At 41.5% G+C, this 21862-nt stretch carries 18 protein-coding genes and 3 pseudogenes; 14 read left to right on the top strand and 7 right to left on the bottom strand.

Annotation, left to right across the window (positions count from 1 at the left end; all coding sequences use genetic code 11):
• Positions 1-36 precede the first annotated feature (36 nt).
• On the bottom strand, positions 37-1263 hold the full coding sequence (locus C5470_RS12730; RefSeq protein WP_166289578.1) for an alpha-xenorhabdolysin family binary toxin subunit A: 1227 nt from the start codon (positions 1261-1263) through the stop codon (positions 37-39).
• Between the two features lie 1027 nt (positions 1264-2290).
• Between C5470_RS12730 and menD the strand changes: the two genes are divergently transcribed.
• The 5 genes from menD to menE are packed head-to-tail and all read left to right on the top strand — an operon-like array spanning position 2291 to position 7957.
• A complete protein-coding gene (menD, locus tag C5470_RS12735) occupies positions 2291-3964 on the top strand; it encodes a 2-succinyl-5-enolpyruvyl-6-hydroxy-3-cyclohexene-1-carboxylic-acid synthase (protein WP_166289581.1) in 1674 nt (557 codons plus the stop codon).
• Positions 3961-4728 carry a 2-succinyl-6-hydroxy-2,4-cyclohexadiene-1-carboxylate synthase gene (gene menH / locus C5470_RS12740; protein ID WP_166289584.1) on the top strand — a complete coding sequence of 256 codons (768 nt, stop codon included), beginning with the start codon at positions 3961-3963 and terminating at the stop codon, positions 4726-4728. The genes menD and menH overlap by 4 nt, the downstream gene beginning before the upstream one ends.
• A 12-nt stretch (positions 4729-4740) precedes the next feature.
• Positions 4741-5598, top strand: a complete 858-nt coding sequence (gene menB, locus C5470_RS12745) for a 1,4-dihydroxy-2-naphthoyl-CoA synthase (protein ID WP_166289587.1) — start codon at positions 4741-4743, stop codon at positions 5596-5598.
• Positions 5598-6569, top strand: coding sequence for an o-succinylbenzoate synthase (menC, locus tag C5470_RS12750; protein ID WP_166289590.1), 972 nt, complete (start codon positions 5598-5600; stop codon positions 6567-6569). The genes menB and menC overlap by 1 nt, the downstream gene beginning before the upstream one ends.
• Positions 6557-7957 (top strand): o-succinylbenzoate--CoA ligase, encoded by a 1401-nt coding sequence (gene menE / locus C5470_RS12755; RefSeq protein ID WP_166289593.1) that lies wholly within the window; start codon positions 6557-6559, stop codon positions 7955-7957. Before menC ends, menE begins: the two co-directional genes overlap by 13 nt.
• Before the next feature lie 77 nt (positions 7958-8034).
• Here the strand turns inward: menE and C5470_RS12760 are convergent, their stop codons facing one another.
• Entirely contained in the window at positions 8035-9483 is a 1449-nt protein-coding gene (locus C5470_RS12760) for a catalase (RefSeq protein WP_166289596.1), read from the bottom strand.
• Positions 9484-9769: 286 nt separating this feature from the next.
• Here C5470_RS12760 and C5470_RS12765 point away from each other — a divergent pair, with 286 nt between their 5' ends.
• Positions 9770-10312, top strand: coding sequence for a YfaZ family outer membrane protein (locus tag C5470_RS12765; protein WP_166289599.1), 543 nt, complete (start codon positions 9770-9772; stop codon positions 10310-10312).
• Positions 10313-10369: 57 nt separating this feature from the next.
• On the opposite strand, the gene tyrP is transcribed toward C5470_RS12765, so the two are convergent.
• Positions 10370-11575 carry a tyrosine transporter TyrP gene (gene tyrP / locus C5470_RS12770; protein WP_166289602.1) on the bottom strand — a complete coding sequence of 402 codons (1206 nt, stop codon included), beginning with the start codon at positions 11573-11575 and terminating at the stop codon, positions 10370-10372.
• Positions 11576-11904: 329 nt separating this feature from the next.
• On the opposite strand from tyrP, the pseudogene C5470_RS12775 reads away from it, so the two are divergent.
• A pseudogene (locus C5470_RS12775) lies at positions 11905-12726 on the top strand (ShlB/FhaC/HecB family hemolysin secretion/activation protein); the annotation flags it as partial.
• Between the two features lie 60 nt (positions 12727-12786).
• Positions 12787-14457 carry a hypothetical protein gene (locus C5470_RS12780; protein ID WP_166289605.1) on the top strand — a complete coding sequence of 557 codons (1671 nt, stop codon included), beginning with the start codon at positions 12787-12789 and terminating at the stop codon, positions 14455-14457.
• On the opposite strand, the pseudogene C5470_RS12785 reads toward C5470_RS12780, so the two are convergent.
• Positions 14406-14759, bottom strand: a pseudogene (locus tag C5470_RS12785) (IS982 family transposase); the annotation flags it as partial. The gene C5470_RS12780 and the pseudogene C5470_RS12785 sit on opposite strands and share 52 nt — an antisense overlap.
• Here C5470_RS12785 and C5470_RS23405 point away from each other — a divergent pair.
• From C5470_RS23405 to C5470_RS12805, 4 genes and pseudogenes are all read left to right on the top strand, one after another.
• A complete protein-coding gene (locus C5470_RS23405; protein ID WP_339916576.1) occupies positions 14704-15240 on the top strand; it encodes an endonuclease toxin domain-containing protein in 537 nt (178 codons plus the stop codon). The pseudogene C5470_RS12785 and the gene C5470_RS23405 sit on opposite strands and share 56 nt — an antisense overlap.
• Complete coding sequence (locus C5470_RS12795; protein WP_166289611.1) at positions 15240-15746, top strand: contact-dependent growth inhibition system immunity protein; 507 nt, start codon at positions 15240-15242, stop codon at positions 15744-15746. The genes C5470_RS23405 and C5470_RS12795 overlap by 1 nt, the downstream gene beginning before the upstream one ends.
• Before the next feature lie 1238 nt (positions 15747-16984).
• Positions 16985-17614, top strand: coding sequence for a rhomboid family intramembrane serine protease (locus C5470_RS12800; RefSeq protein WP_166289614.1), 630 nt, complete (start codon positions 16985-16987; stop codon positions 17612-17614).
• An 80-nt stretch (positions 17615-17694) separates the two neighbouring features.
• Positions 17695-17910, top strand: a pseudogene (locus tag C5470_RS12805) (IS30 family transposase); the annotation flags it as partial.
• Positions 17911-18249: 339 nt separating this feature from the next.
• Here C5470_RS12805 and C5470_RS12810 read toward each other — a convergent pair.
• Entirely contained in the window at positions 18250-19248 is a 999-nt protein-coding gene (locus tag C5470_RS12810) for a Gfo/Idh/MocA family protein (protein WP_166289617.1), read from the bottom strand.
• 457 nt (positions 19249-19705) lie between these two features.
• On the opposite strand from C5470_RS12810, the gene C5470_RS12815 reads away from it, so the two are divergent.
• Complete coding sequence (locus C5470_RS12815; RefSeq protein ID WP_036848206.1) at positions 19706-19945, top strand: FitA-like ribbon-helix-helix domain-containing protein; 240 nt, start codon at positions 19706-19708, stop codon at positions 19943-19945.
• A complete protein-coding gene (locus C5470_RS12820; protein ID WP_166289620.1) occupies positions 19942-20361 on the top strand; it encodes a type II toxin-antitoxin system VapC family toxin in 420 nt (139 codons plus the stop codon). Before C5470_RS12815 ends, C5470_RS12820 begins: the two co-directional genes overlap by 4 nt.
• 99 nt (positions 20362-20460) lie before the next feature.
• On the opposite strand, the gene yfaE is transcribed toward C5470_RS12820, so the two are convergent.
• Together yfaE and nrdB are read right to left on the bottom strand one after the other, a co-directional pair.
• A complete protein-coding gene (gene yfaE / locus C5470_RS12825) occupies positions 20461-20727 on the bottom strand; it encodes a class I ribonucleotide reductase maintenance protein YfaE (RefSeq protein ID WP_036848202.1) in 267 nt (88 codons plus the stop codon).
• Complete coding sequence (gene nrdB / locus C5470_RS12830; protein ID WP_036848200.1) at positions 20727-21857, bottom strand: class Ia ribonucleoside-diphosphate reductase subunit beta; 1131 nt, start codon at positions 21855-21857, stop codon at positions 20727-20729. The genes yfaE and nrdB overlap by 1 nt, the downstream gene beginning before the upstream one ends.
• Positions 21858-21862: the final 5 nt, after the last annotated feature.

The raw sequence follows: 21862 nt of genomic DNA on the forward strand, positions 1-21862 counted from the left end.
TTTTTCTATTTCCTATGTAATACAGGGGGAATGTGATTAGTTATAGCGCTGTTTGTACTCTTTCAACGCTTCATCGAAAACTTTGACCAATTGTTTAGCGGAACCTTCTACTTCTTTCCAAGGGCTTATCACTTGCTGGAATTTAGTGATAAAAGAGGTCAGTTTCAGTGCATCGTTAATTTCGGCGAATTTATCTCTGGAAGCATTGATCTGAGTTAGCATGGATTGCCACATGTAATCCAGGTGGTTCAGTGCGACTTCTGCGTCCAGCAAACGGGTATCAATGTCGCTAAAATCAAGAGACAAATTAGTCATGGATTCTTGCAGTGTGCGTTTCCCTTTGATGCTTTCTTCCAGGCCACGTACTTCCTCGATCAATGTGTTTTTCCGTTTGCGTGCTTCTTCTGCCTTAGCACCAAAGATGCCCCCTGTAATCGCGAGGCCGATAAGTCCCCCTGCGATGCCGGAGAAAGCCAAACCCACGAATTTGTCGTAGTCTTTTTTAAGTTGAGTGATTTCTGCTTTTTTCTCGATAATTTTTTCATCCAGATCTTTGATGCCAACTGACATCTTGTTGTCTTTCATCAACTTTTTCTTATTTTCTACCTGTGGCTGTAAACCAAATGCAATGCTGCCGTTTGAGAGTCTGCCGCCGATCAGCTTTAGTTTGAAATCAGATACTTCGGTTTTGACCTTTTCGGTTTTCTGCTGCTGTTTTTGAATATCGCTCTTCATGTTATCCAGGATTTCTTCCAGCGCATGTGACACCTCTTTATCTTCATTGGTGTAGGTGATACTGGCTAATTGTCTATCCGATAACTCTCCCAGTTTCTTCTTTATGCGTTCAATAATTGGCATCTCATTAATGATGCTGATGATATTCCCTCCGGTTTCGGTAATTTGTTGACCGACAATCTCCAGATCCATACTCTGTTGCATAATATCGTTTTCTACTCCGCTCCAGCTAAGTGAGTGAGTGCGGATTTCTTCAAACAAAATATGAATATCTTCTGGTTCCAGTCCAGGAATATCGACCTTTTGGTAACCTAGATAGTTTTTTACTTCCTCCAGATTAAAAGGTAGTGAAAGACCCTTCTTAACATATAGTTTGATATTAATAAGGTCTTCTTTGGTAAATATTCCACCGGGGCGGGCAACCCCTGCTTGTTTACCTGTCAGTAATTGCAAGGTAGCCGAGGGAATATCTGTTTCATTTAGTGTTTTTTCCGCTGGAAGTTGAGCTAATAACATATATTTCTCCATTAGTGGTTATTGCTTCATTGAAAGAATTATTAAATACATCAAGGTACAACCGGATGTCATAATACTCATGTTGTTGAATTAACGTTGTATTTTTTATTGAATAATCTTAATTAAAAATACATTGAGTAGCGTGATTGTTTGTTGAAAAAAACGCTTGATTCATAATTTTTCCTAAATAATAATCTGTGTTTATATCAATATTAAATAAAGTTTTTTATTAAATTTTTATAGTTAAATAATGTTATGTTTTATTTTTTCAATATTTTTATGCAAAAAAACACTTTGGTTTTCTTGTTTGCTAGCCATGCATTTTCATGTTGTTTCTTGATTTACCATTTATGGCGTGTTTAAAAAATAGATAAGCTCGTACCTTATTTTTCTTATGTCATGGAATAAAGATGGTTGTTATTTTCAAAGCCATATTTTAACTAAAGTCTTAATTGTTCGTATAATGACCTGAGCTAACGAATAAGGGGGGTGTTCCTATAATTCTATTTTACTATTGTTTAAATAAGATATGTTTTTGGGAGAAGGGATTTTCTTCGGAGAATAAAGGCTTATTTTATTTCCTGGCTTATAATAACGGTCTTTATTTAGTAAGTTTTTAGCAGTAACTGAAAGAGTTCGCCTTTTGCCAATTACATAGTGCAAATTGATCATATTAATGAACTTAATATTCGTTGTCGGAAGGGAAAAATTTCTGATTTATCCGGTTTCAACGTTGGAGAGAGAGCCTTCGCTGCTAATGGAATTAAATAAGCATAACTACACAAATAATCAGGGCTTTAATTATTATTAATGCTCCGTATAATCTTACTTTTTATCATGTCTTTTGGGACAAGGTTGTAAATCAAACTGCCAAGGTGGTCGCTGATACAGGAAAAGTATGCGCCTGCATATGATCGAGAATGTGATTTGATGGGATAAGTCTTCGATTAAATGGCAATTCATTGAACTAGGATAAAGAAAAAATTGTCTGTGTCGTTAGGCTGACAGCGGGCTTTTACAATGTTTTGTTGAGTAAAATATGTCAAACAGCGCATTTAACCGCCGCTGGGCGGAACTTTTATTGGAAGCACTTACCCGCCACGGATTACATCATGTTTGCATTGCGCCAGGTTCACGTTCCACACCTTTAACAATGGCCGCAGCGGAGAATAACAAACTGATTTGTCATACCCATTTTGATGAACGCGGATTGGGCTATCTGGCGTTGGGATTATCCAAAGCAAGTAAAGAGCCTGTCGCCGTTATCGTCACTTCCGGGACGGCGGTGGCGAACCTTTATCCTTCATTAATCGAAGCCGGCTTAACGGGTGAACGCGTGGTTTTCCTGACTGCCGATCGGCCACCGGAGTTAATGGATTGTGGGGCGAATCAAGCTATTCATCAGCAGGGTATTTTTGCTTCTCATCCATCCCAGACAATTTCTTTGCCAAGACCAACAGACGATATCGCTGCAAGCTGGCTGGTTTCTGTCATAGATAATGGTATGGCGAACTTGCAACATGGTGCTTTGCATATTAATTGTCCATTCGCTGAGCCTTTATATGGTAATGAAGAGCCTGCTTATTATGAGTGGCAGCAACAGTTGGGCAGCTGGTGGAAAAACAACCGGCCTTGGTTGAGTCAACCGGCGACCTGTGCTGTGGCAGAAGTGCCGGATTGGAGCTATTGGCAACAGCAACAAGGGGTTGTATTGGCTGGACGAATGAGTGCTGAAGAGGGAATTTATGTTGCTGAATGGGCGAAAACATTGGGCTGGCCGCTGATTGGCAATGCGCTTTCACAGACCGGGCAACCATTGCCTTGTGCCGATTTATGGTTGGATAATCCTCACGCACAGGCAATTTTGGCGCAAGCGCAACTAGTGGTCCAGTTTGGTTCCTGTCTGATAGGAAAACATCTGTTACAGTGGCAGGCTAAATGCCAGCCGGAGGAGTTTTGGATTATTGATCCAATCCCAGGCCGGCTTGATCCCGCCAATCATTGTGGCAGAAAGTTAACCTGTAATATTGCTGACTGGTTACTGGCTCATCCGGCACAATCGCGTACATCGTGGGCAGAAGAGCTCATAATCTGGTCAGAGAAAGCGGTTAACTGCGTCAGAACAGAATTAACAGGGAAGTTCAGTGAAGCCGCCGTAGCTTATCAATTACATGAATTACTGCCTGAATGTGGACAATTATTTGTGGGTAACAGCCTGATTGTGCGTTTGATCGATGCACTTGGACAATTACCGGCAGGGTATCCGGTCTACAGTAACCGGGGGGCAAGCGGTATTGATGGATTGATTTCCACTGCAGCAGGCGTGCAGCGGGCAATGGCAAAGCCAACCTTGGCGATTATCGGTGATTTATCTACACTTTATGATCTGAATGGCTTGGCATTGTTGCGTCATCCTTCCGCGCCAATCGTATTAATCGTGGTAAATAATAATGGCGGACAAATTTTCTCTTTACTGCCTACACCGGAAGAAGAGAGGCAGCGTTTTTACTGTATGCCTCAGCACGTTAATTTTGATCATGCGGCGGCGATGTTTGGTTTGAATTATGCCAGTCCACAAAGCTGGATTGAATTGCGACAATGTACTGAGCAGGCATGGCAGCAAAATGAAACCACGCTGATTGAACTGAAAGTGCTGGATAGAGAAGGGGCTGAGTGTTTGCAACAGCTTTTAAAACAGGTGGCCATGTTGTGAGTCTGGCTTGTCGCAAGTTTAATAGCCATAATGGCCGTCCCTGGCTGGTGTGGTTGCATGGATTATTGGGTAATGGTGATGAATGGTTGCCATTAGTGAATCTGTGCGCTCAGTATCCCTCATTGGTCATCGATCTACCTGGTCATGGTGATTCCAGGGGTATTCAGGTAAAAGATTTCACCGATATGAGTCGTCTTCTGTCTGAAACATTAACAGAACAGCAAATTGATAAATGCTGGCTGATTGGCTACTCCTTAGGGGGCCGTATCGCCATGCATCATGTCTGTTATGGTGATATTCAGGGATTGTGTGGGTTGTTGGTTGAAGGAGGAAACCCTGGTTTGTTCTCCCAACAGGAAAGAAATGCCCGTCTTGAGCATGATAGACGCTGGGCCAGACGTTTTCGTTTTCAGCCGATTGAACAGGTTTTGTCCGATTGGTATCAGCAGGCGGTTTTTTCTGATCTATTACCTGAGCAGCGCCGACAACTGATTAAGATGCGCCGCCATAATTATGGCGGTGGTGTGGCTGATATGCTGGAAAATACCTCGCTTGGTTATCAGCCTTGGTTGGTGCCTGAACTGCAACAACTGGCGTTGCCTTTTGCTTATCTGTGTGGCGAAAAAGACGAAAAATTTCAGCAAGTAGCAAAGTACTGCGCTTTACCACTGCAAACCATTGCGCATGTTGGGCATAATGCTCACCGATCGAACGCGGCGGCGTTTGCTGCGGCAGTAAACCATTTTTTATCACTCTTTGGTTGAAGGAATACGAATATGATTTACCCGAGCGAAGAAGAGCTATATGCCCCGATTGAGTGGCTGGACTGCTCTGAAAAATTTGAAGATATTCTTTATCACAAATCCACCGATGGCATTGCTAAAATCACCATCAATCGCCCGCAAGTACGTAATGCGTTCCGCCCATTGACTGTTCAAGAGATGATGCAAGCGCTGGATGATGCTCGTTATGATGACACTATCGGTGTGATTATCCTGTCCGGTATGGGTGAAAAGGCCTTTTGCGCCGGTGGCGATCAAAAAGTCCGGGGTGACTACGGCGGTTATCAAGATGCCAGAGGCACCCATCACCTGAATGTGTTGGATTTCCAGCGCCAGATCCGCACCTGTCCAAAACCCGTCGTTGCTATGGTGTCCGGATATGCGATTGGGGGCGGTCATGTATTGCACTTGGTGTGTGATCTGACTATTGCTGCTGATAACGCTATTTTTGGTCAGACTGGGCCTAAAGTCGGTTCTTTTGACGGCGGTTGGGGAGCATCTTATATGGCACGGGTTGTCGGTCAGAAAAAAGCCCGCGAAATCTGGTTTCTGTGCCGTCAATATGATGCAAAACAAGCACTGGATATGGGGTTGGTTAACACGGTTGTACCTTATGCAGATCTGGAAAAAGAGACGGTCCGCTGGTGCCGTGAAATACTGGAAAATAGCCCAATAGCCCTGCGTTGCCTGAAAGCGGCGTTGAATGCTGACTGTGACGGCCAGGCTGGATTGCAGGAGCTGGCCGGTAACGCCACAATGCTTTTCTACATGACAGAAGAAGGTCAGGAAGGGCGTAACGCCTTTAATGAGAAACGCCAACCTGATTTCAGCAAGTTTAAACGTAACCCATAATGCGTATTGCGACTTTATACCGGTTCAGACTGCCGATGGAGGCCGGCGTTATCCTGCGATATCAGCGGCTTAAAACCCGCGATGGCTTTCTGGTGCACTTGCAGGAAAATGATCACCAGGGATGGGGTGAGATTTCACCCCTGCCGGAATTTAGCAAAGAAACTGTTGAGCTGGCGCGGGAAGCAACGGTGGAATGGCTTAAACAGTGGTGCCTTGGTGCTGAACCGGGCGAAAGTGAATTGCCTTCTGTCGCATTTGGGATTAGCTGCGCCTTAGCTGAATTACAGGGTGAATTGCCGGAAGCAGCTGATTACCGGAAAGCGCCACTGTGTAACGGTGATCCTGATGAGCTGATTGTTCGTCTTGGTGAAATGAGTGGGCAAAAAGTTGCCAAAGTGAAAGTCGGGCTGTACGAAGCGGTGCGTGACGGTATGGTGGTTAATGTTCTGCTGGAAGCTGTACCCGATTTATCTTTGCGACTGGATGCTAACCGTAGTTGGAGTCGTGCTAAAGCGAATGGTTTCGCTAAATATATCGATCCTGATTACCGCCACCGGATTGCCTTTTTGGAAGAGCCTTGCCAAACCCCGGCAGACTCTCTCGCTTTTGCCCGTGATACTGGGATCGCCATTGCCTGGGATGAAAGTCTCCGTGATGAAGGTTTTAATGTGGAGGCTCAGGAAGGTGTTGCGGCTATTGTGATCAAACCTACTTTGACAGGAAGCCTTGTCCGTTGTCGTCAGTTGATTTCAACAGCGCGTAGTGCCGGGTTGGAAACGGTGATCAGTTCCAGTATTGAAACCAGTTTTGGTCTGACTCAGCTTGCCCGCATTGCTCATTGGCTGACGCCTGCTTCCATTCCAGGGTTGGATACGCTGGAACTTGTTCAGTCTCAGTTAGTGCGCTGCTGGCCGGATAGCACGATGCCAGTGACAGGATTGGATGAATTGGAAATCGCATGGTGCAGTTAAATCCATTTACCCAGTGGCCGTGGCGCTACTGGGCATCTTTTAGCCCCGAAAATATTGCCATTAGGTTGTGTGATCGCGTTTTAAACTGGCATCAGTTGGTTGCTACTTTGGATGCGATAGCGGCAAATTTCCGCCAACAAGGGGTAGTTGAGGGCAGTGGCGTCATGCTGCGGGGGAAAAATAGCGAACAGATGTTACTGAGTTATCTCGCTGCATTACAGTGTGGTGCGCGGGTGTTGCCGCTGAATCCTCAATTGCCTGAAGTGCTTCTATCTGAATTACTGCCACATTTGAATATTGATTTTGTTGCTGATTTCTATAGTGGCGACTTGCCCGCTATAGAGGCCAGATCCCTTGATTGGCAAAGTGAGCCACTGAATTCTGATGATAATTCAGTAGCATGGGATGCAATGCGTCCCGCCAGTATGATTTTGACTTCCGGCTCTTCCGGGTTACCGAAAGCTGCCGTTCACTCAATTCATGCACATCTTTCCAGTGCGCGGGATGTTCTTTCTGTGATGAATTTTCAGCAGCAAGATAGCTGGTTGCTTTCATTGCCGTTGTTTCATGTATCTGGTCAGGGGATTATCTGGCGTTGGTTAATGAGAGGGGCTTCTTTGGTATTGAGAAATATCAATCCACTGGAGCATGCTTTAGCCGATTGTACTCACGCTTCATTGGTTCCGACTCAGCTCTGGCGGTTACTGGAGCAGTCACAAAATCAGCCGCCGAATTTGAAAGAGGTGCTGTTGGGTGGGGCAATGATCCCCGTTGAATTGACGCAAAGGGCAGAGCAGCAAGGTATTCGTTGTTGGTGTAGTTATGGTTTAACCGAACTGGCTTCAACGGTATGCGTTAAACGGGCAGATGAGTTTCCTGGCGTGGGAAATCCATTACCGGGCAAGGAAGTTCGTTTGATCAAGGAGGAGATTCAAATTCGTTCTGACAGCCTGGCCTGTGGATATTGGCTGGATGGAAAATTACAACCATTGGTTGATCGTGATGGCTGGTTTCATACCCGTGATCGGGGAGTAATACAACAGAGTGAATTACGTATACTTGGCCGGATGGATAATCAGTTTTTCAGCGGTGGAGAAGGCATTCAACCGGAAGAGATTGAACGAATGATTAACACCTATCCGCAGGTAGAACAGAGTTTTGCTGTTCCGGTGCCCGATCCTGAATTTGGTTATCGCCCTGTCGTTGTCATTGATAGTAACTCTCCTGAAATTATTGATTTATTACCTGAATGGTTGGTTGATAAACTGGCCGCTTTTCAACGTCCGGCAGCTTACTATCTTTTACCTCAGCAGTTTAAAAATGACGGTATTAAAATATCCCGTCAGCAGATCAAAAAATGGGTATTGGATTTACCCGGTTGCTCTTGAGCTATTTTGATTTGCTTTCGTACTGCCCATTATCACTAATGGAGTCATGGGCAGAGATAATTAATGATACGGTGTTGTTAGCAATCAGTCTTTAATTTTTGCAGTGCTTTTTCGACACCAGCACCATATTCTGGGTGAACTTTTCTAAATAGCTCAACCTGACGGCGTTGAGTCTCTTCATGTGCTTGTGACAGTTCACTGGCGATACGGTCAAACATACGCTGATGCTCTTTACTACTGATTAAGTTATACAGTGCGCAGGGCTGACTGAAATAATCTTCATCTTGACGATGGTTCCAGTTATCGGCATCTCCTTCTAAAGACAATGATGGTTGTTTGAATTCAGGTTGTTCCTGGAACAATCCTGCACTGTTTGGTTCATAAGTCACCGTGTTTCCGCTGTTACCATCCACGCGCATTGCACCATCACGGTGGTAATTATGGAACGGACAACGAGGTGTATTAACCGGAATTTGATGGTGGTTAACACCAAGACGATAACGTTGAGCATCACCATAGGAGAACAGGCGGCCCTGTAACATCTTATCAGGGGAGAAACTGATACCTGGCACAACATTAGCAGGGTTGAAAGCGGCCTGTTCAACTTCTGAGAAGTAGTTCTCAGGGTTACGGGTCAGCTCGAAATAACCGACATCAATCATTGGGTAATCGCCATGAGGCCATACTTTTGTCAAATCAAACGGATTGTACGGCGTCTGAGAAGCTTCGTTCTCTGGCATAATCTGAACTTTTAATTTCCAGCGTGGATAATCTCCTTGCTTAATTGCGGTAAACAAGTCACGCTGAGAACTTTCGCGATCTTTACCGACCAGCGCTTCCACTTCGTCATCCAACAGATTTCTAATGCCCTGCTGGCAACGGAAATGGAATTTCACCCAGAAACGTTCATTATCTGAGTTGATAAAGCTGAATGCATGGCTACCAAAACCGTGCATATGGCGGAAAGATCTGGGTATACCACGGTCACTGAAATCAATGGTTAATTGATGCAGTGATTCAGGTTGATGAGAGAAGAAATCCCATTTATAGGCGGGATTACGCAAATTGGTATGCGGATCACGTTTAACAACATGGTTAAGATCCGGGAATTTCAGGGGGTCACGAAGATAGAATACCGGGGTATTGTTACCGACTAAATCCCAGTTACCTTCTTCGGTATAGAACTTAAGCGCAAAACCACGAATATCACGTTCCGCATCTGCTGCTCCGCGCTCACCGGCGACGGTTGAGAAACGGGCAAACATTTCTGTTTTTTTGCCTATTTCAGAGAAAATCTTAGCGCTGGTGTACTTAGTGATATCGTGAGTAACGACAAAGGTCCCATAAGCTCCAGAGCCTTTGGCGTGCATACGACGCTCTGGAATAACTTCACGGTCAAAATGGGCAAGTTTTTCTAAGAACCAAACATCTTGTAACAACATAGGACCACGTTGGCCTGCGGTTATGACATTATTATTGTCAACGACCGGGGCCCCGGCATTCGTTGTCAGTCCTCTCTTTTTCATCACACTTCTCCTGTTTTACATGAAAAAAAACAGCGTAATCGCTGATTAAAAAAAACAGTTCTGGTCAAATGTTAAAATTTAAATGTTGTGTTTTTTCTATAAGTTATTTATTGTTTTTTCCTTTACTATTTAATATAAAATTATTTATATAGTTAATTATTAAGTAAATGAAATGAAAAATTCACACATATTTAGTAAGTATAGATGATTCATTTCCTTTTGTTGTCTACAGGTTTAATTGTATTTAAGTAATATGCTTAACATTAAGTAAATAAAGAGGAAATATATGAAGACTTATCTTGCCGCAGTAGCAACCAGTTTAATATTCATTGCCGGGACAGCAAATGCGATTTCGGTGAATGTTCAGGCTGGTCGCCATTTCACCAATACTTCAGCGGCAATTGGTGATAACAGTGCTGGATTATCTTTTAACGGTAACTGGGCACGTAGTGATCATAATGGGCAACTGGGCAGTTTGGGAACGGCCTTTAGTCTGCCCGTCGGCCCATTGACCGCTAGCATTGGCGGTAAGGTTCTTTATTTGTCACCTGAGGATGGGAAAAATGGTGAGGCATTGGCAGGCGGTGTGGGTTTGAGTTGGGCGGTTATGCCATCTTTATCTCTGTACAGTGAAGTTTACGGTGCACCATCCAGTTTAACTTCTGGCATGGATTCTTATACCGAAGCGACGGGTGGTTTGCGTTTTACCGTATTTAAACCGCTGACAGTGGATGCGGGTTATCGAGTGATGAATATGAGAGGAAAAGAGGGGCACAGGGATAACAAACTGGCTGATGGATTTTATGTTGGTGCCGGTTTGAATTTCTAAACGGTTTTTATGGGCTTAGTCCGCATCATTTCTGATGCGGACAATTTCAACCTAGGATTAACCCACTTCTGGCAGCAATCCGCTGACAATACCAATCTGGATAGCAATAACTGCGATTCCACAAAGAAATACCATTACCAACGCGGGTTTTCCGCCTATTACCCGATAAGCTGTTTGTTCAATTTGTCGGCTGCGCCATGCCAACATCGAAGGCAGCAGCAGAGCAAGAATAGACAGTGCTACTGCGGCGAAAGTCAGAGCCATAACAAAGTTTGGATAGTATAACGCGCAAAGCAAGGGTGGAACAAAAGTAATCACCCCTGTTTGCAGGCGGCCTGTCGCATTGTTACGGCGTTTGAACAGATCTGCCATGTAATCAAATAGACCTAAAGAGACACCAAGAAATGAGGTTGCCAGTGCCAGGTCAGCAAACAGACGGACAGCAAGCTCTACACGAGGAGTGGCAACGACGTCTCTCACTGCCTGTAACAGCCCATTCAACCCCGCCTGTTCTGCCAGAATACCGACAAAAGTATGGGAAGAAATCGCTCCCAGTGTTGCTAATTGCCACAGAATATAGGCAGTCAGAGGGATTGCACTGCCGATAACAAATATTTTGCGTAACTTGCGGGTATCGCCGCCCATATAACTCACGATGCTTGGCACACTGCCGTGAAAGCCAAAAGAGGTGAATACTACGGGAATGGCTGATAATACCAGACCTTGCTCCAGGGGCATGGAAAGCAAGTTAGTGTTTTTGATATGAGGCATCATGACTGCCAACATAATCACCAGGAAGATGATTTTTGCAGTAAACAGCAGGCGGTTAATCATATCGACAGATTGAGTACCGATAGTGACAACACAACCCGCGACAACGGTGAAAATCAGTATCCCAAATGAGACTGGAATGGGTCTATCCAGCCATGAAGACAGGCTGCCTGCAAGCAATTCACCGGCACCGCTGATATAAGCGGTGGTCAGGGCATACATCAGAAATAGCATACTGAAACCGGTAAGCCATTGACCACCACGTCCCAGATAGCGTTTTGCCACGGTTCCTAAGCCAGTATCTGCTGGGCTGTACTGATAAACTTCCACCAGCAATAAAGCGGTATAGCTCATCAAAACCCAAAGAGCGACTAACATCACGAAGGTTGTTCCAAAACCAACACCGGCCGCAGCCAGTGGCATAGCCAGCATCCCTGCACCAATTGTCGTCCCGGCGACGATAAAAATACTGCCAATAGTGCGATTCTTCACGCTTTCCTCTGCTTCTGAACTGATTGAAATAGTTATAGAAAGGGAGGCTAAAGGATCAATTTATTTCTGTCAAATAACGGTTACACAAAATGTAAATAAATAATTACATTATATATTTTTGCATTAGACTGAATTATGTATTTGAGTAAATATAAATAGTTACTAATTTTATTAATTGTCAATTAATCAGGTTATTGATCACATTTAAAGGTTATGCTCATTATTACTATCTGATTTGGCGGGTAAGATAAGCATTATTAATTCTTTTAACAATTCACTTATTATGAAATAAAATTTATCAATGGAAAGAATATTTGTTTGTCTAAGAGGGTTGGTGGTATCTGTTCTGTTATCAATATGCGTGGAATGATTCTTTTCAAATCATTTCGATCGGCTCACAAATCTATCGTTATGAAAGTGACAGCCAAACTCATCGGCTGGTGGTAAATCGGACGTTATATCGTGATGGTAAGCAGAAACTGGCACTGAATGCAGGAATGACGCGCCGTCAGACGACCAACGTGATGGCGGGAAAGAAATTATCCATTAGCAGCCCGACATTAAGTGTTATCAACTTTGGCGTTAATTACAGTTCAGTACTGGCGGGTGGCTATATCACTTTCAATCCTGCATTGAGTCGTGGTTTATCCGTGTTAGGTGCCACAACAGATGACCCACATTTCCCCGATATGCCACGGAGTCAATTTCGCAAATTTAGTCTAAGTGCCGGCTATTTTATCTCGGTCACAGATTCCATCTATTACCTCTCATCCATGTACGGCCAGACCACACCGAACAACCTTTACGCCAGCGAACGCCTCTCAACTGGGAGGACAATATTCCGTCCGGGGATTTAAGGAGCAATATCTTACCGGCAATCGCGGCGGATATTGGCGTAATGAATTGAATTGGCGGGTTGCAGAACTTCCTGTGTTGGGGGAGCTCGCTTTAACCGGTGCATTGGATACCGGCTGGTTACAGAAAAAACCGGACAAATTGATGGCGGTAATGTCACCGGCACTGCGCTTGGCGTCTCACTGACCAATCGCAGGTTTAATCAGACTATGACTTTAGGAACACCATTGACTCACCCTGATCATCTGAAACCAGATAACTGGGTGATTTACTGGTCTGCATCATTGATTTTTTAGCAATGCAATACAGGGAGTTATACCAATAACCTTGTATTTAAATTAAGAAAAAAGGATAGAATGATGGATAGATGTAACAACCCTATGGCAAGGGGCGCTTGTTATCTTTTAATTTATCTGACTGCGACATACCCCCTGCATCCCGCTATAGCGGCTGGGATCACGCCTGACAATAACCGTACACAGGTACAAAATCAGGGCAATGTGCCGGTTGTCAATATTGCTACTCAGGCGGCTAAATCTCAATTAGCCGTTGATACCAAGGCATTAGGTGGCATGTATGTCAATAAAATTCGCTTGGTTGCTACTGAAGATGGCGTTGGGGTTAATTTGAAAGATTTAACCAGCGACCAGCGTGATATTACTTTAAACGTTAATGGCAAAATCGAACTGGGAAATGCCAAAGCTAAGACGGATTTTAATCTCAGTGCCAGAGAAACGCATATTGCCCCTAATATCAAGGTACAGGCAGAACGGGATATTACCCTGGCAAGTACTAAACTGGATAATAAAGGGAATGTAACTGCGGGTCGGGATATGCGGATATTGGGTGATACTTTACGAAATACTGGAGATAAAGCACTTCTGCAAGCCAATAATAATATGTGGTTACAGAAAGATGCTCAGGGGAATAAGAGTATACTGATTGAGAATAAATCTGCGACGATAAAGACCGTGAAAGGGGATTTGGTTGTTAGGACTAATGAACTAAATAATGTTCGTAGTGAATTTGTTACTGGGTGGAAAATACAAAACCCAGATTCGGATAAGATTGAATATTTGGGTTTTGAACTGCTATTTCGTGACCATTTAAATGGATTTAAACCAGTATTAGAGAACACTGAAGTTAAGAAATGGTTTGGCACTGTCGATTTTAATAAAAATAATTGGATAAATACCGGTAGAAAAGAGTTGATTTTAAGTAAATCGACATCAGAAGCTGTCATTTTTTCCGGTGGTAATATGTATGTCAATTCAAATAAAATATTAAATGAAGCAAGCTCAATACAAGCATTAAAAAATGTTTTTCTTACGGGCCTTATTCTTCAAAATATCACTAAAAACTTAGGGGTGATAAATTATTTTACTAAATTCTCAACTGATTTCAATCCATTGAGTGATACTGAGAGTAGTAGGGATTTAATTATCGGATTGGAACATTTGATAGATGAGTTTCCTATGTATATGGAGAATGATATTGAATTTAAAAAGACAGGATCGGCCAATGAATGGGAAAATAAAAAATATTATTTAGCTACTATTTCAGCTGGTGGGGATTTAGTTGCTGATTTTAGAGATAATATTGATATTAACACTCCATCTGTCTCTAATGCCAAGGGAATTTCAGAAATCTCTGGGGTTCAACGACCTGATGCATTAGTAGCAAGAAATATACTGTTGAACTCAAAAAAGATAAATGTCACAGATAATAATATTAAATCTGTTGATGGGATAAATATTCTTGCGGGTGACGGAATTGATATTAAATATGGCTCGATTTTAGCTGGTGGTGATTTATCTATGACAGCTACAAATGATATTAATTCTGTACAAGGGGAATTAAAGGGTAAAAATATTACCGCTATTAGTAAAAATGCTGATTTAAGTTTTAAAAGCAGTGAGGATACCGGGTATTTTAATCTTGATGGTACGCGTAAAATAAGTAGTTTGGAAGCTACTAAATTGGTGAAATCAATAAAAGCAATCCCCGTAGGGTCACCTTTTAATTGAGTGAGATAACTGCTCAGTGGAACCAGAACGGAAGGTGCGACACTGATAAAACGGGTATAACTCAGTCAGGTTGGAAAATCGTGATGATGATATTTCCAAATATGATCCAGATAAAAATGCTTAAAATTACGGTAATGCGACAGGTGGAAGAGGATCAGAATGGTCATGATTTCACTGGGAGACATATGACCTTGTCTGCGACGCAGACGGGAGCCATTATCAAGACAAAATTGCACCCATTGAGGGATGAAAAAACGGCAAAAATCATCGACATCACAGAAGATTTCAACTAAGTTGTTCATAGCCTGTTCCTCCCCGGAGCTGTTTAGGCGAGCACCAAAACATTGCGCCTGGAACAGGCTTCTCGTCAACTTCTTATCCAGAATTCGGGTTAATTATAAACAGGGGTATCCTTTTGAGGACTTTGTTGCTACGCAGATGCCAAAAGGTACTCGGTTGCCAGAGAATTTCAAGACATTTGATTTTTATGATCTAGAAACGGGATTAGCTACCAGTGTTAAGACATTGGATACACGTACTGCTGCAAGGGTTAAAGATCCGAAGCAACTCTATACTTCGATGAAAAAGAATATCGATGATGTGGCTAATTTCACTAAAGAGTCGAAAGGAAACCGTGTTGTTAGTGCTGATGAGATATTACAACGTGAAGTGCGTATTGCTGTACCAAAGATTACGACGCCTGAGCAATGGGAGCAGATTAATCGGGCCATTACTTATGGTACAGAAAAGAACATTAACGTCAAAATTACAGTGGTGAAATAATGAGTGCAGATTTTAAACAAGGGTTAAATGCTAGATGTGTATTTAATAGAGATTTTTACCTCATTGAAACTTTTTCTGGTTATCGGATGCTCAGTATTGATCTACAGGGAGGCCACTATTTATTGCCCCCAGATACAAATGATGAGCAATTAGGTATGGCGGTTCTTGATGCATTATCCAAGAGTAGGCTAATTCCTTTGGAGGATGTAGGTGATTTTTTTGATCCTGAAAAATGTCGCGAACAATATAAAGAATGGACTGATCGATTAATCAAAACTTATGGTTATCGCTCAAAACGCCAATTATTTAAGAAAATGAACAGTTGTGATATTCGTTTATTAGATGGTGTGATAACTATTAAACCTTCTGGTCATGAAAAACTTGAGCTTTGGACAGGAAAAGGCATTGTAGAATCTGATTATGTCGTCATTTCGGCGGACAGTTCTCCTGAGGAAGTTGGTGCGGCATTACGACTGGCTTTTTCGCGTTGTAGAAGTTATGTTTGACGATAAAGCAATAGTTTGTTTTCACTGATTAGTTATGAGTTTTGATTTATAGAGTTAATTAAGGCGGACACATAATAGTTATGTGTCCGCTAATTATCTCAAAAAGGTTTAAATAGTTATAAATTAGCCTTACCGCCAAAATCACAGTGGTGAAATAATGAGTGAGATTTTTGAACGATGGAAAAATGCCAGATGTGTATTTAATGGTGATTTTTATTCAATAACAAGTTATTCGGGTTATTTCGAGAGACTTAATGCTTAAGGTTCAGTGTATGAGAGATTGCTGCAAGTTACTATGACCCTCACATTAAATTGAAGCTATATGATGAGTTGATAGATGATATTGATTCGTGGATTAGTAATTTCAATAATGAGCAGGTATTAAATGAATCATTATCGAGCGTCATTGAAAATGATTTTCCATCGTTAATTATATCGACAAAATGTGTTATTGCACAAATAGTCCATGCATTCAAAAAAATTCGATTCTGATTTTAAAATCGTGAACTTCATAACTAATCCTGGCCTGTTAGATATTAAAATACATCAACATTTTAATAGTGATTTGACGATTAGAACTACAAATTATTACCCAAATTCTGATATGGTTGAAAAATTTCATAGACTAGAGACTGTTCCATTATTTAAGCCAGTTTCAAACTATCAAATCGAACAGCAGGACATTCCTTCTATTTTAATTCTCTGCAATGGATGTGAAGAAGGTTATTTTTATGTATTAAAAACTTCTTTAGAGTATCTATCGAAACCTAAAGTATTCATGGCTATTGTTTCGAATAAAAAATTGCATTATGAATGCATAGATTTAAATAGGAAGTATGCAGATAGAGCATGCATTTATAATACATAAACTAATAAGGATTATCTAAAGTTGGCACTAGAGGCTTCAACAAATAACAGAATAATTTCTATACTCCAAATTTGGTCCAAACACAGCATTGGAATCAATTAGATTCAATTTACCCGTTCTAGTACATTTCTCTGGGTTACCAATGGAAAGATGGATAGTGGAATTGACAAACAAAATAAAATTTGGTTTTTGTTTTTAAAATCAATCTAATGGATCTAGCTTAATAAAAAGATGGTTGGATAATCCTGAGATTGTAACTAACTTTAAGCGTAGCGTAGAATCAAGTAAAATTAATGACATAGATATTGCACTGAAAGGTTTACCTGATATAATTTATGATGTCATGTAATGATTATGAAGGAAGTATTGAATGTTCCAAATTGAAAAATTTCCTATAACAACAGTATTTATAGTATGTGTGACAATTGTTTATTCCACAATTGTTTATTCCACATTTGTTTCATATTCATTAACAGATAGCTTTATCGGTAAAATAAGTATTATAGATCTAGAGAAATATGGAGGGTTAACACCAAATAGATTATATGAATTTGAGTATTGGCGACTTCTGGTTTCTCAGTTCATACATGTTAAACAACTGCATATGGTCTACAATGTGCTATCATTTTTCATATTGGGAATTTTATTAGAAAAACATCTTGGATCTAAATTTTTATTAGTTTTATGGTTTACTTCTGGTGCTTTGGGAACTCTTTATAGCACTAACTTTGTTAGTTACCCTTGGAATATTGGTACAGGAGCATCACAAGCTGTTTTGGGTGTATCTTCCTTTGCATTGCTGTTGGTTTTTGTCAAAGAGCATACCTCTAGTATATTAAAGTTTGCTGTTGTTTTTTCCATGCTGCCGGCAATAGCTTTAGATCTTATTTATACTCACTACCCTAAGCCAGGTCATGTTCTTTCTATTTGTATTGGGCTTGCAATGAGTTTGTTTTTCTATAGGAAAAATAAATCTTATTTTAATAATGTTACTATTTGAAAATAATAATTATCGGCGGATTCGACTAATAAGCTACCGTCTTGATGGTCAAGTTCTGGTAGCATAGTTTTCATCATATGATTGTTGAGTCACTTAAGCGAAGCCCGTCGACCATCAGCAGAGAATTAGAAATCAAGAAGCCCAGACGAACAGGCTTACTTGAAAGTACTGGCTCGTCGTTATTTTGCTAAGAAAGCCGTGAAGATATCTTTGCATCATGAGACGATTTATAGGTTGATTTATCAAGATAAAATAGAGGCGGTGATTTATGGCAACATCTCCGGTTTGAAGAAAGAAGGATTTAATGTAAGAGTTGTATCTGTTTCTAAATCTAGTGATACAATCTATGCCGATATCGTTATAAGCCATTTCAGGGGAGGTTTATGCTTCAGAGTTTATCAGTCCCGCAGATCAAGAGATTATCACTCAACAACAGAAAGCACTGTTGCAACAAGCTCAACAGCAGCGTGACGCTATACGCAATAACATTACCTTATCTCCATCTTTAGAGCCCAAGTTTGATGGCGCTGAATCTATTTGTCATTCATTATCAATTCCAGCTTGAATATCACCTTTATCGTGCCCATATATCTTGTTCGAAATGGTAATCAATATGTTTTTTAAAAACAAATTCCTTATAAATAATTATTCATTCTATAATCTTTTAATACTTGGTCTATTACCCAACTGGTTCGTGAGCCTGATTCTCCCGTTGAAGGGCAAAAGCCTTTGCCTTGTAATTCATTAATTATCGTGCTAATTAATGGCATTTCTATATGTTTTGGATTGTCAATATTAAATTGGTGTGATTTGTTATTCTGGTCATAATATGAAATGGCTGAGTTCCCAAAGGTGGAAAAATATATTTTTCCTTTATCGCCAATTATTTCAACATTATCATGTCTGGAATTCGATACAAAATTCCATATACCTACACCTTGAATATTATTTTCAAACATAAATGATATTGATACGCAATCTTCTGCCAGATAAGCATTTCCTTGTGAATTTGCATGTCCTTTAACGGAAATAATTTTCCCCAAGAGAAAGTCTAATATATCAAGAGTATGACATGCTAAATCAACAAATAATCCACCACCGGAAATTTCTGGTTTGACAACCCAAGGTAAATGATGAGGGTCCTGATAGCAGGGTTCTATCTCTCTATAAAGTATACAGTTTACTATTCTGGGTGTTCCTATCGCGCCTGATTTAATTAATTCTTTGATTTTTAAAAATCTTGGTAATGCTCTCCTGTAATAAGCAACAAATAATGGGACATTTTGCGATTTACAAGTCGCTATCATTTCATTACATTCTTCGAATGTTAATGCCATAGGTTTTTCTACATATATCGCCTTACCCGCTTTAGCGGCCAAAATAGTATATTCTTTATGTGTAGAGGGTGGGGTTGCAATATATACGGCATCAATGTCTTTGTCATTTATCAGTGAGTTTGCATCAGAATACCATTTAGGAACATGATGTCTTTTAGCAAAATCTTCTGCTAAATTAGCATTGCGCCTCATTACTGCAACTAATTCAGAATTATCTAATTTATAAAAAGCGGGCCCGCTTTTTACTTCAGTAACATCACCACAACCAATAATTCCCCATTTTATTGTTTTTTTCATTTTTATTTTCCCAATATGCTTATGTCGAATTTTTTATTAATAAAATATTGATGAAGATTATAGTTTAAATCTGGTTTATCACATTTTTTTTACTCTAATATATGATAATGTAACATGTTTCTTATTTCTGAATCAAGTGAGTTAATATAATCTTCATCGTATTTCTTATAATCTATTATACCAAAGTGACATGTGGGTTCACATCTATTCCCAATTAGATTTCAAATTGCAGGCATGGTGGCAAGTGAAAGCAACCAACAAAGTAGCAATTTGAAAAATGCTTAATTCTCTGTTATTCGAATAATATTTTTTTTTGCTGATTTCTTTTCAACTCTTTGTTAATGGTTAATGGACTTTGATTGAATGTAATTAACTCTCTTTCTATCCCATATGCTTGCAGGCATGATTGCAATAATATATATTGCTTGCAATGCATGCTAAATGAGGAAATGAATTTATGCCATCCATTACTGTCAGAAATGTACCGGACGAAGTGCATCGCGCCTTGCGGGTACGTGCAGCCACACACGGTCGTAGTGCTGAGGCCGAAATCCGGTTTATTCTGGAAAACGCCGTACAACCTGCTGGGCGTATCAAGCTGGGTTCCTTGCTGGCAAAAATCGGCCGCGAGGCGGGGGGTGTCGATCTTGAGATTGAGCGTGATAAGACACCTGCCGAGCCGATGAGTTTTGAATGATACTGCTAGATACGAACGTGGTTTCCGAGCCGCTGCGGCTCAGTGGTCACTCCGCTGTGGTTGCTTGGATAGATGAACAGAATGTCGAGACGCTTTACTTGGCCGCGATCAGCTTGGCTGAGCTTCGCTTTGGGGTTGCAGCGCTGCCCAATGGTAAGCGCAAAGATACCCTGCATAGAAACCTGGAGCGGAGTGTTGTTCCCTTGTTTACCGGTCGCATCTTGCCGTTCGATGCGGCCGCTTCGGAAGCTTATGCCGAGATCATGGCGCGAGCGAAGAGCGAGGGGAAAGCCATCGGGAAGGCTGACGGGTATATTGCGGCTATCGCAGCGGCGAATGGGCTGATTGTTGCAACCCGCGACACATCACCCTTTGAAGCTGCCGGGCTTACTGTTATTAACCCTTGGAAGGGCTAATAACATAGTTGTTATTACTTTGGGTTTACATTCTTGGTGCGTGTAATAATGAGCAAATAATCATTATTATCTGCCCACCATGAAGACTAATTTTAATGACTAAAGCTCAATCTCAATATCACTGAGTGGATGACAGCAGCAGGGCAGAATTTCACCTTCATTGACAAAAGCCAGTGGCTTACGCCGATAGCCTACTTTACCTTTTACCAATCTGACACGGCAGGAGCCGCAATAACCTTCACGGCACTGGTATTCAGCCTGTACTTTACCTTGTTCCAGCGCTTCCAGCAGACTGTTATGTAGCTCAGGAGAGCTGTGAATATGATAACCCTGCATACCATGCAGGGTTATTTTATAGCTTGTCATCAGAGTTCAAAGTCACTTAGGTCTTCTGGGTTAACCTCAGCATCAATCTGACCAACCAAATAGGAACTGACTTCAACTTCCTGTGGCGCGACTTGAACGTTATCGGACACCAGCCAAGAGTTAATCCACGGAATTGGGTTAGAACGTGTTTCAAATGGCAGTTTTAGCCCAACAGCCTGCATACGGATATTGGTGATGTATTCAACATACTGACACAGAATATCTCTATTCAAACCGATCATAGAACCTTCTTTGAACAGGTAATCCGCCCACTCTTTTTCTTGCTCCGCCGCCTGAACAAACAGGTCGTAACACTGTTGTTCACATTCTTTGGCAATTTCAGCCATTTCCGGGTCATCCTGACCAGAGCGTAACAGATTCAGCATGTGCTGAGTGCCTGTCAGATGCAGTGCTTCGTCACGGGCAATCAGTTTGATGATTTTAGCGTTACCTTCCATCAGTTCGCGTTCGGCAAAAGCAAATGAACAGGCAAAGCTGACGTAGAAGCGGATCGCTTCCAGTGCGTTAACGCTCATCAGGCATAGATACAACTGCTTTTTTAGTTCACGCAGACTGGTAGTAATGGTTTTACCCGCAACCTGATGCGTTCCTTCACCAAACAACTGGTAGTTGTTGGTCATCTCAATCAGATCATCGTAGTAAGCGGAAATATCTTTCGCACGTTTCAGAATTTCTTCATTAGTGACAATATCATCAAACACAACCGCCGGATCGTTAACGATATTACGGATGATGTGCGTATAAGAACGTGAGTGAATCGTCTCGGAAAAAGACCAGGTTTCAACCCAGGTCTCCAGCTCAGGAATGGAGATCAAGGGCAGAAACGCCACGTTCGGGCTGCGACCCTGAATAGAGTCCAACAGCGTTTGGTATTTCAGGTTACTAATGAAAATATGCTTTTCATGATCCGGCAACGCATTGTAGTCAATACGGTCGCGGGACACGTCAACTTCTTCCGGACGCCAGAAGAAGGAGAGCTGTTTTTCGATCAGTTTCTCGAAAATCGGGTACTTTTGCTGGTCATAACGAGCTACGTTCACCGGCTGACCAAAGAACATCGGCTCCTGTAACTGATCGTTTTTTACCTGCGAAAAGGTGGTATAGGCCATAACTT

Source organism: Photorhabdus stackebrandtii (assembly GCF_011189495.1).
GTDB classification, from domain to species: Bacteria; Pseudomonadota; Gammaproteobacteria; order Enterobacterales; family Enterobacteriaceae; genus Photorhabdus; species Photorhabdus khanii.

Excerpts from the sequence above, each read along its gene's own strand:
- C5470_RS12765 (WP_166289599.1), top strand. The coding sequence starts at position 9,770 with ATGAAGACTTATCTTGCCGCAGTAGCAACCAGTTTAATATTCATTGCC.
- C5470_RS12810 (WP_166289617.1), bottom strand. The coding sequence starts at position 19,248 with ATGAAAAAAACAATAAAATGGGGAATTATTGGTTGTGGTGATGTTACT.
- C5470_RS12730 (WP_166289578.1), bottom strand. The coding sequence starts at position 1,263 with ATGGAGAAATATATGTTATTAGCTCAACTTCCAGCGGAAAAAACACTA.
- yfaE (WP_036848202.1), bottom strand. The coding sequence starts at position 20,727 with ATGACAAGCTATAAAATAACCCTGCATGGTATGCAGGGTTATCATATT.
- C5470_RS12820 (WP_166289620.1), top strand. The coding sequence starts at position 19,942 with ATGATACTGCTAGATACGAACGTGGTTTCCGAGCCGCTGCGGCTCAGT.
- C5470_RS12815 (WP_036848206.1), top strand. The coding sequence starts at position 19,706 with ATGCCATCCATTACTGTCAGAAATGTACCGGACGAAGTGCATCGCGCC.
- C5470_RS12795 (WP_166289611.1), top strand. The coding sequence starts at position 15,240 with ATGAGTGCAGATTTTAAACAAGGGTTAAATGCTAGATGTGTATTTAAT.
- C5470_RS12800 (WP_166289614.1), top strand. The coding sequence starts at position 16,985 with ATGTTCCAAATTGAAAAATTTCCTATAACAACAGTATTTATAGTATGT.
- menC (WP_166289590.1), top strand. The coding sequence starts at position 5,598 with ATGCGTATTGCGACTTTATACCGGTTCAGACTGCCGATGGAGGCCGGC.
- C5470_RS12760 (WP_166289596.1), bottom strand. The coding sequence starts at position 9,483 with ATGAAAAAGAGAGGACTGACAACGAATGCCGGGGCCCCGGTCGTTGAC.
- C5470_RS23405 (WP_339916576.1), top strand. The coding sequence starts at position 14,704 with ATGAAAAAACGGCAAAAATCATCGACATCACAGAAGATTTCAACTAAG.
- nrdB (WP_036848200.1), bottom strand. The coding sequence starts at position 21,857 with ATGGCCTATACCACCTTTTCGCAGGTAAAAAACGATCAGTTACAGGAG.
- menB (WP_166289587.1), top strand. The coding sequence starts at position 4,741 with ATGATTTACCCGAGCGAAGAAGAGCTATATGCCCCGATTGAGTGGCTG.
- menD (WP_166289581.1), top strand. The coding sequence starts at position 2,291 with ATGTCAAACAGCGCATTTAACCGCCGCTGGGCGGAACTTTTATTGGAA.
- C5470_RS12780 (WP_166289605.1), top strand. The coding sequence starts at position 12,787 with ATGATGGATAGATGTAACAACCCTATGGCAAGGGGCGCTTGTTATCTT.
- menE (WP_166289593.1), top strand. The coding sequence starts at position 6,557 with ATGGTGCAGTTAAATCCATTTACCCAGTGGCCGTGGCGCTACTGGGCA.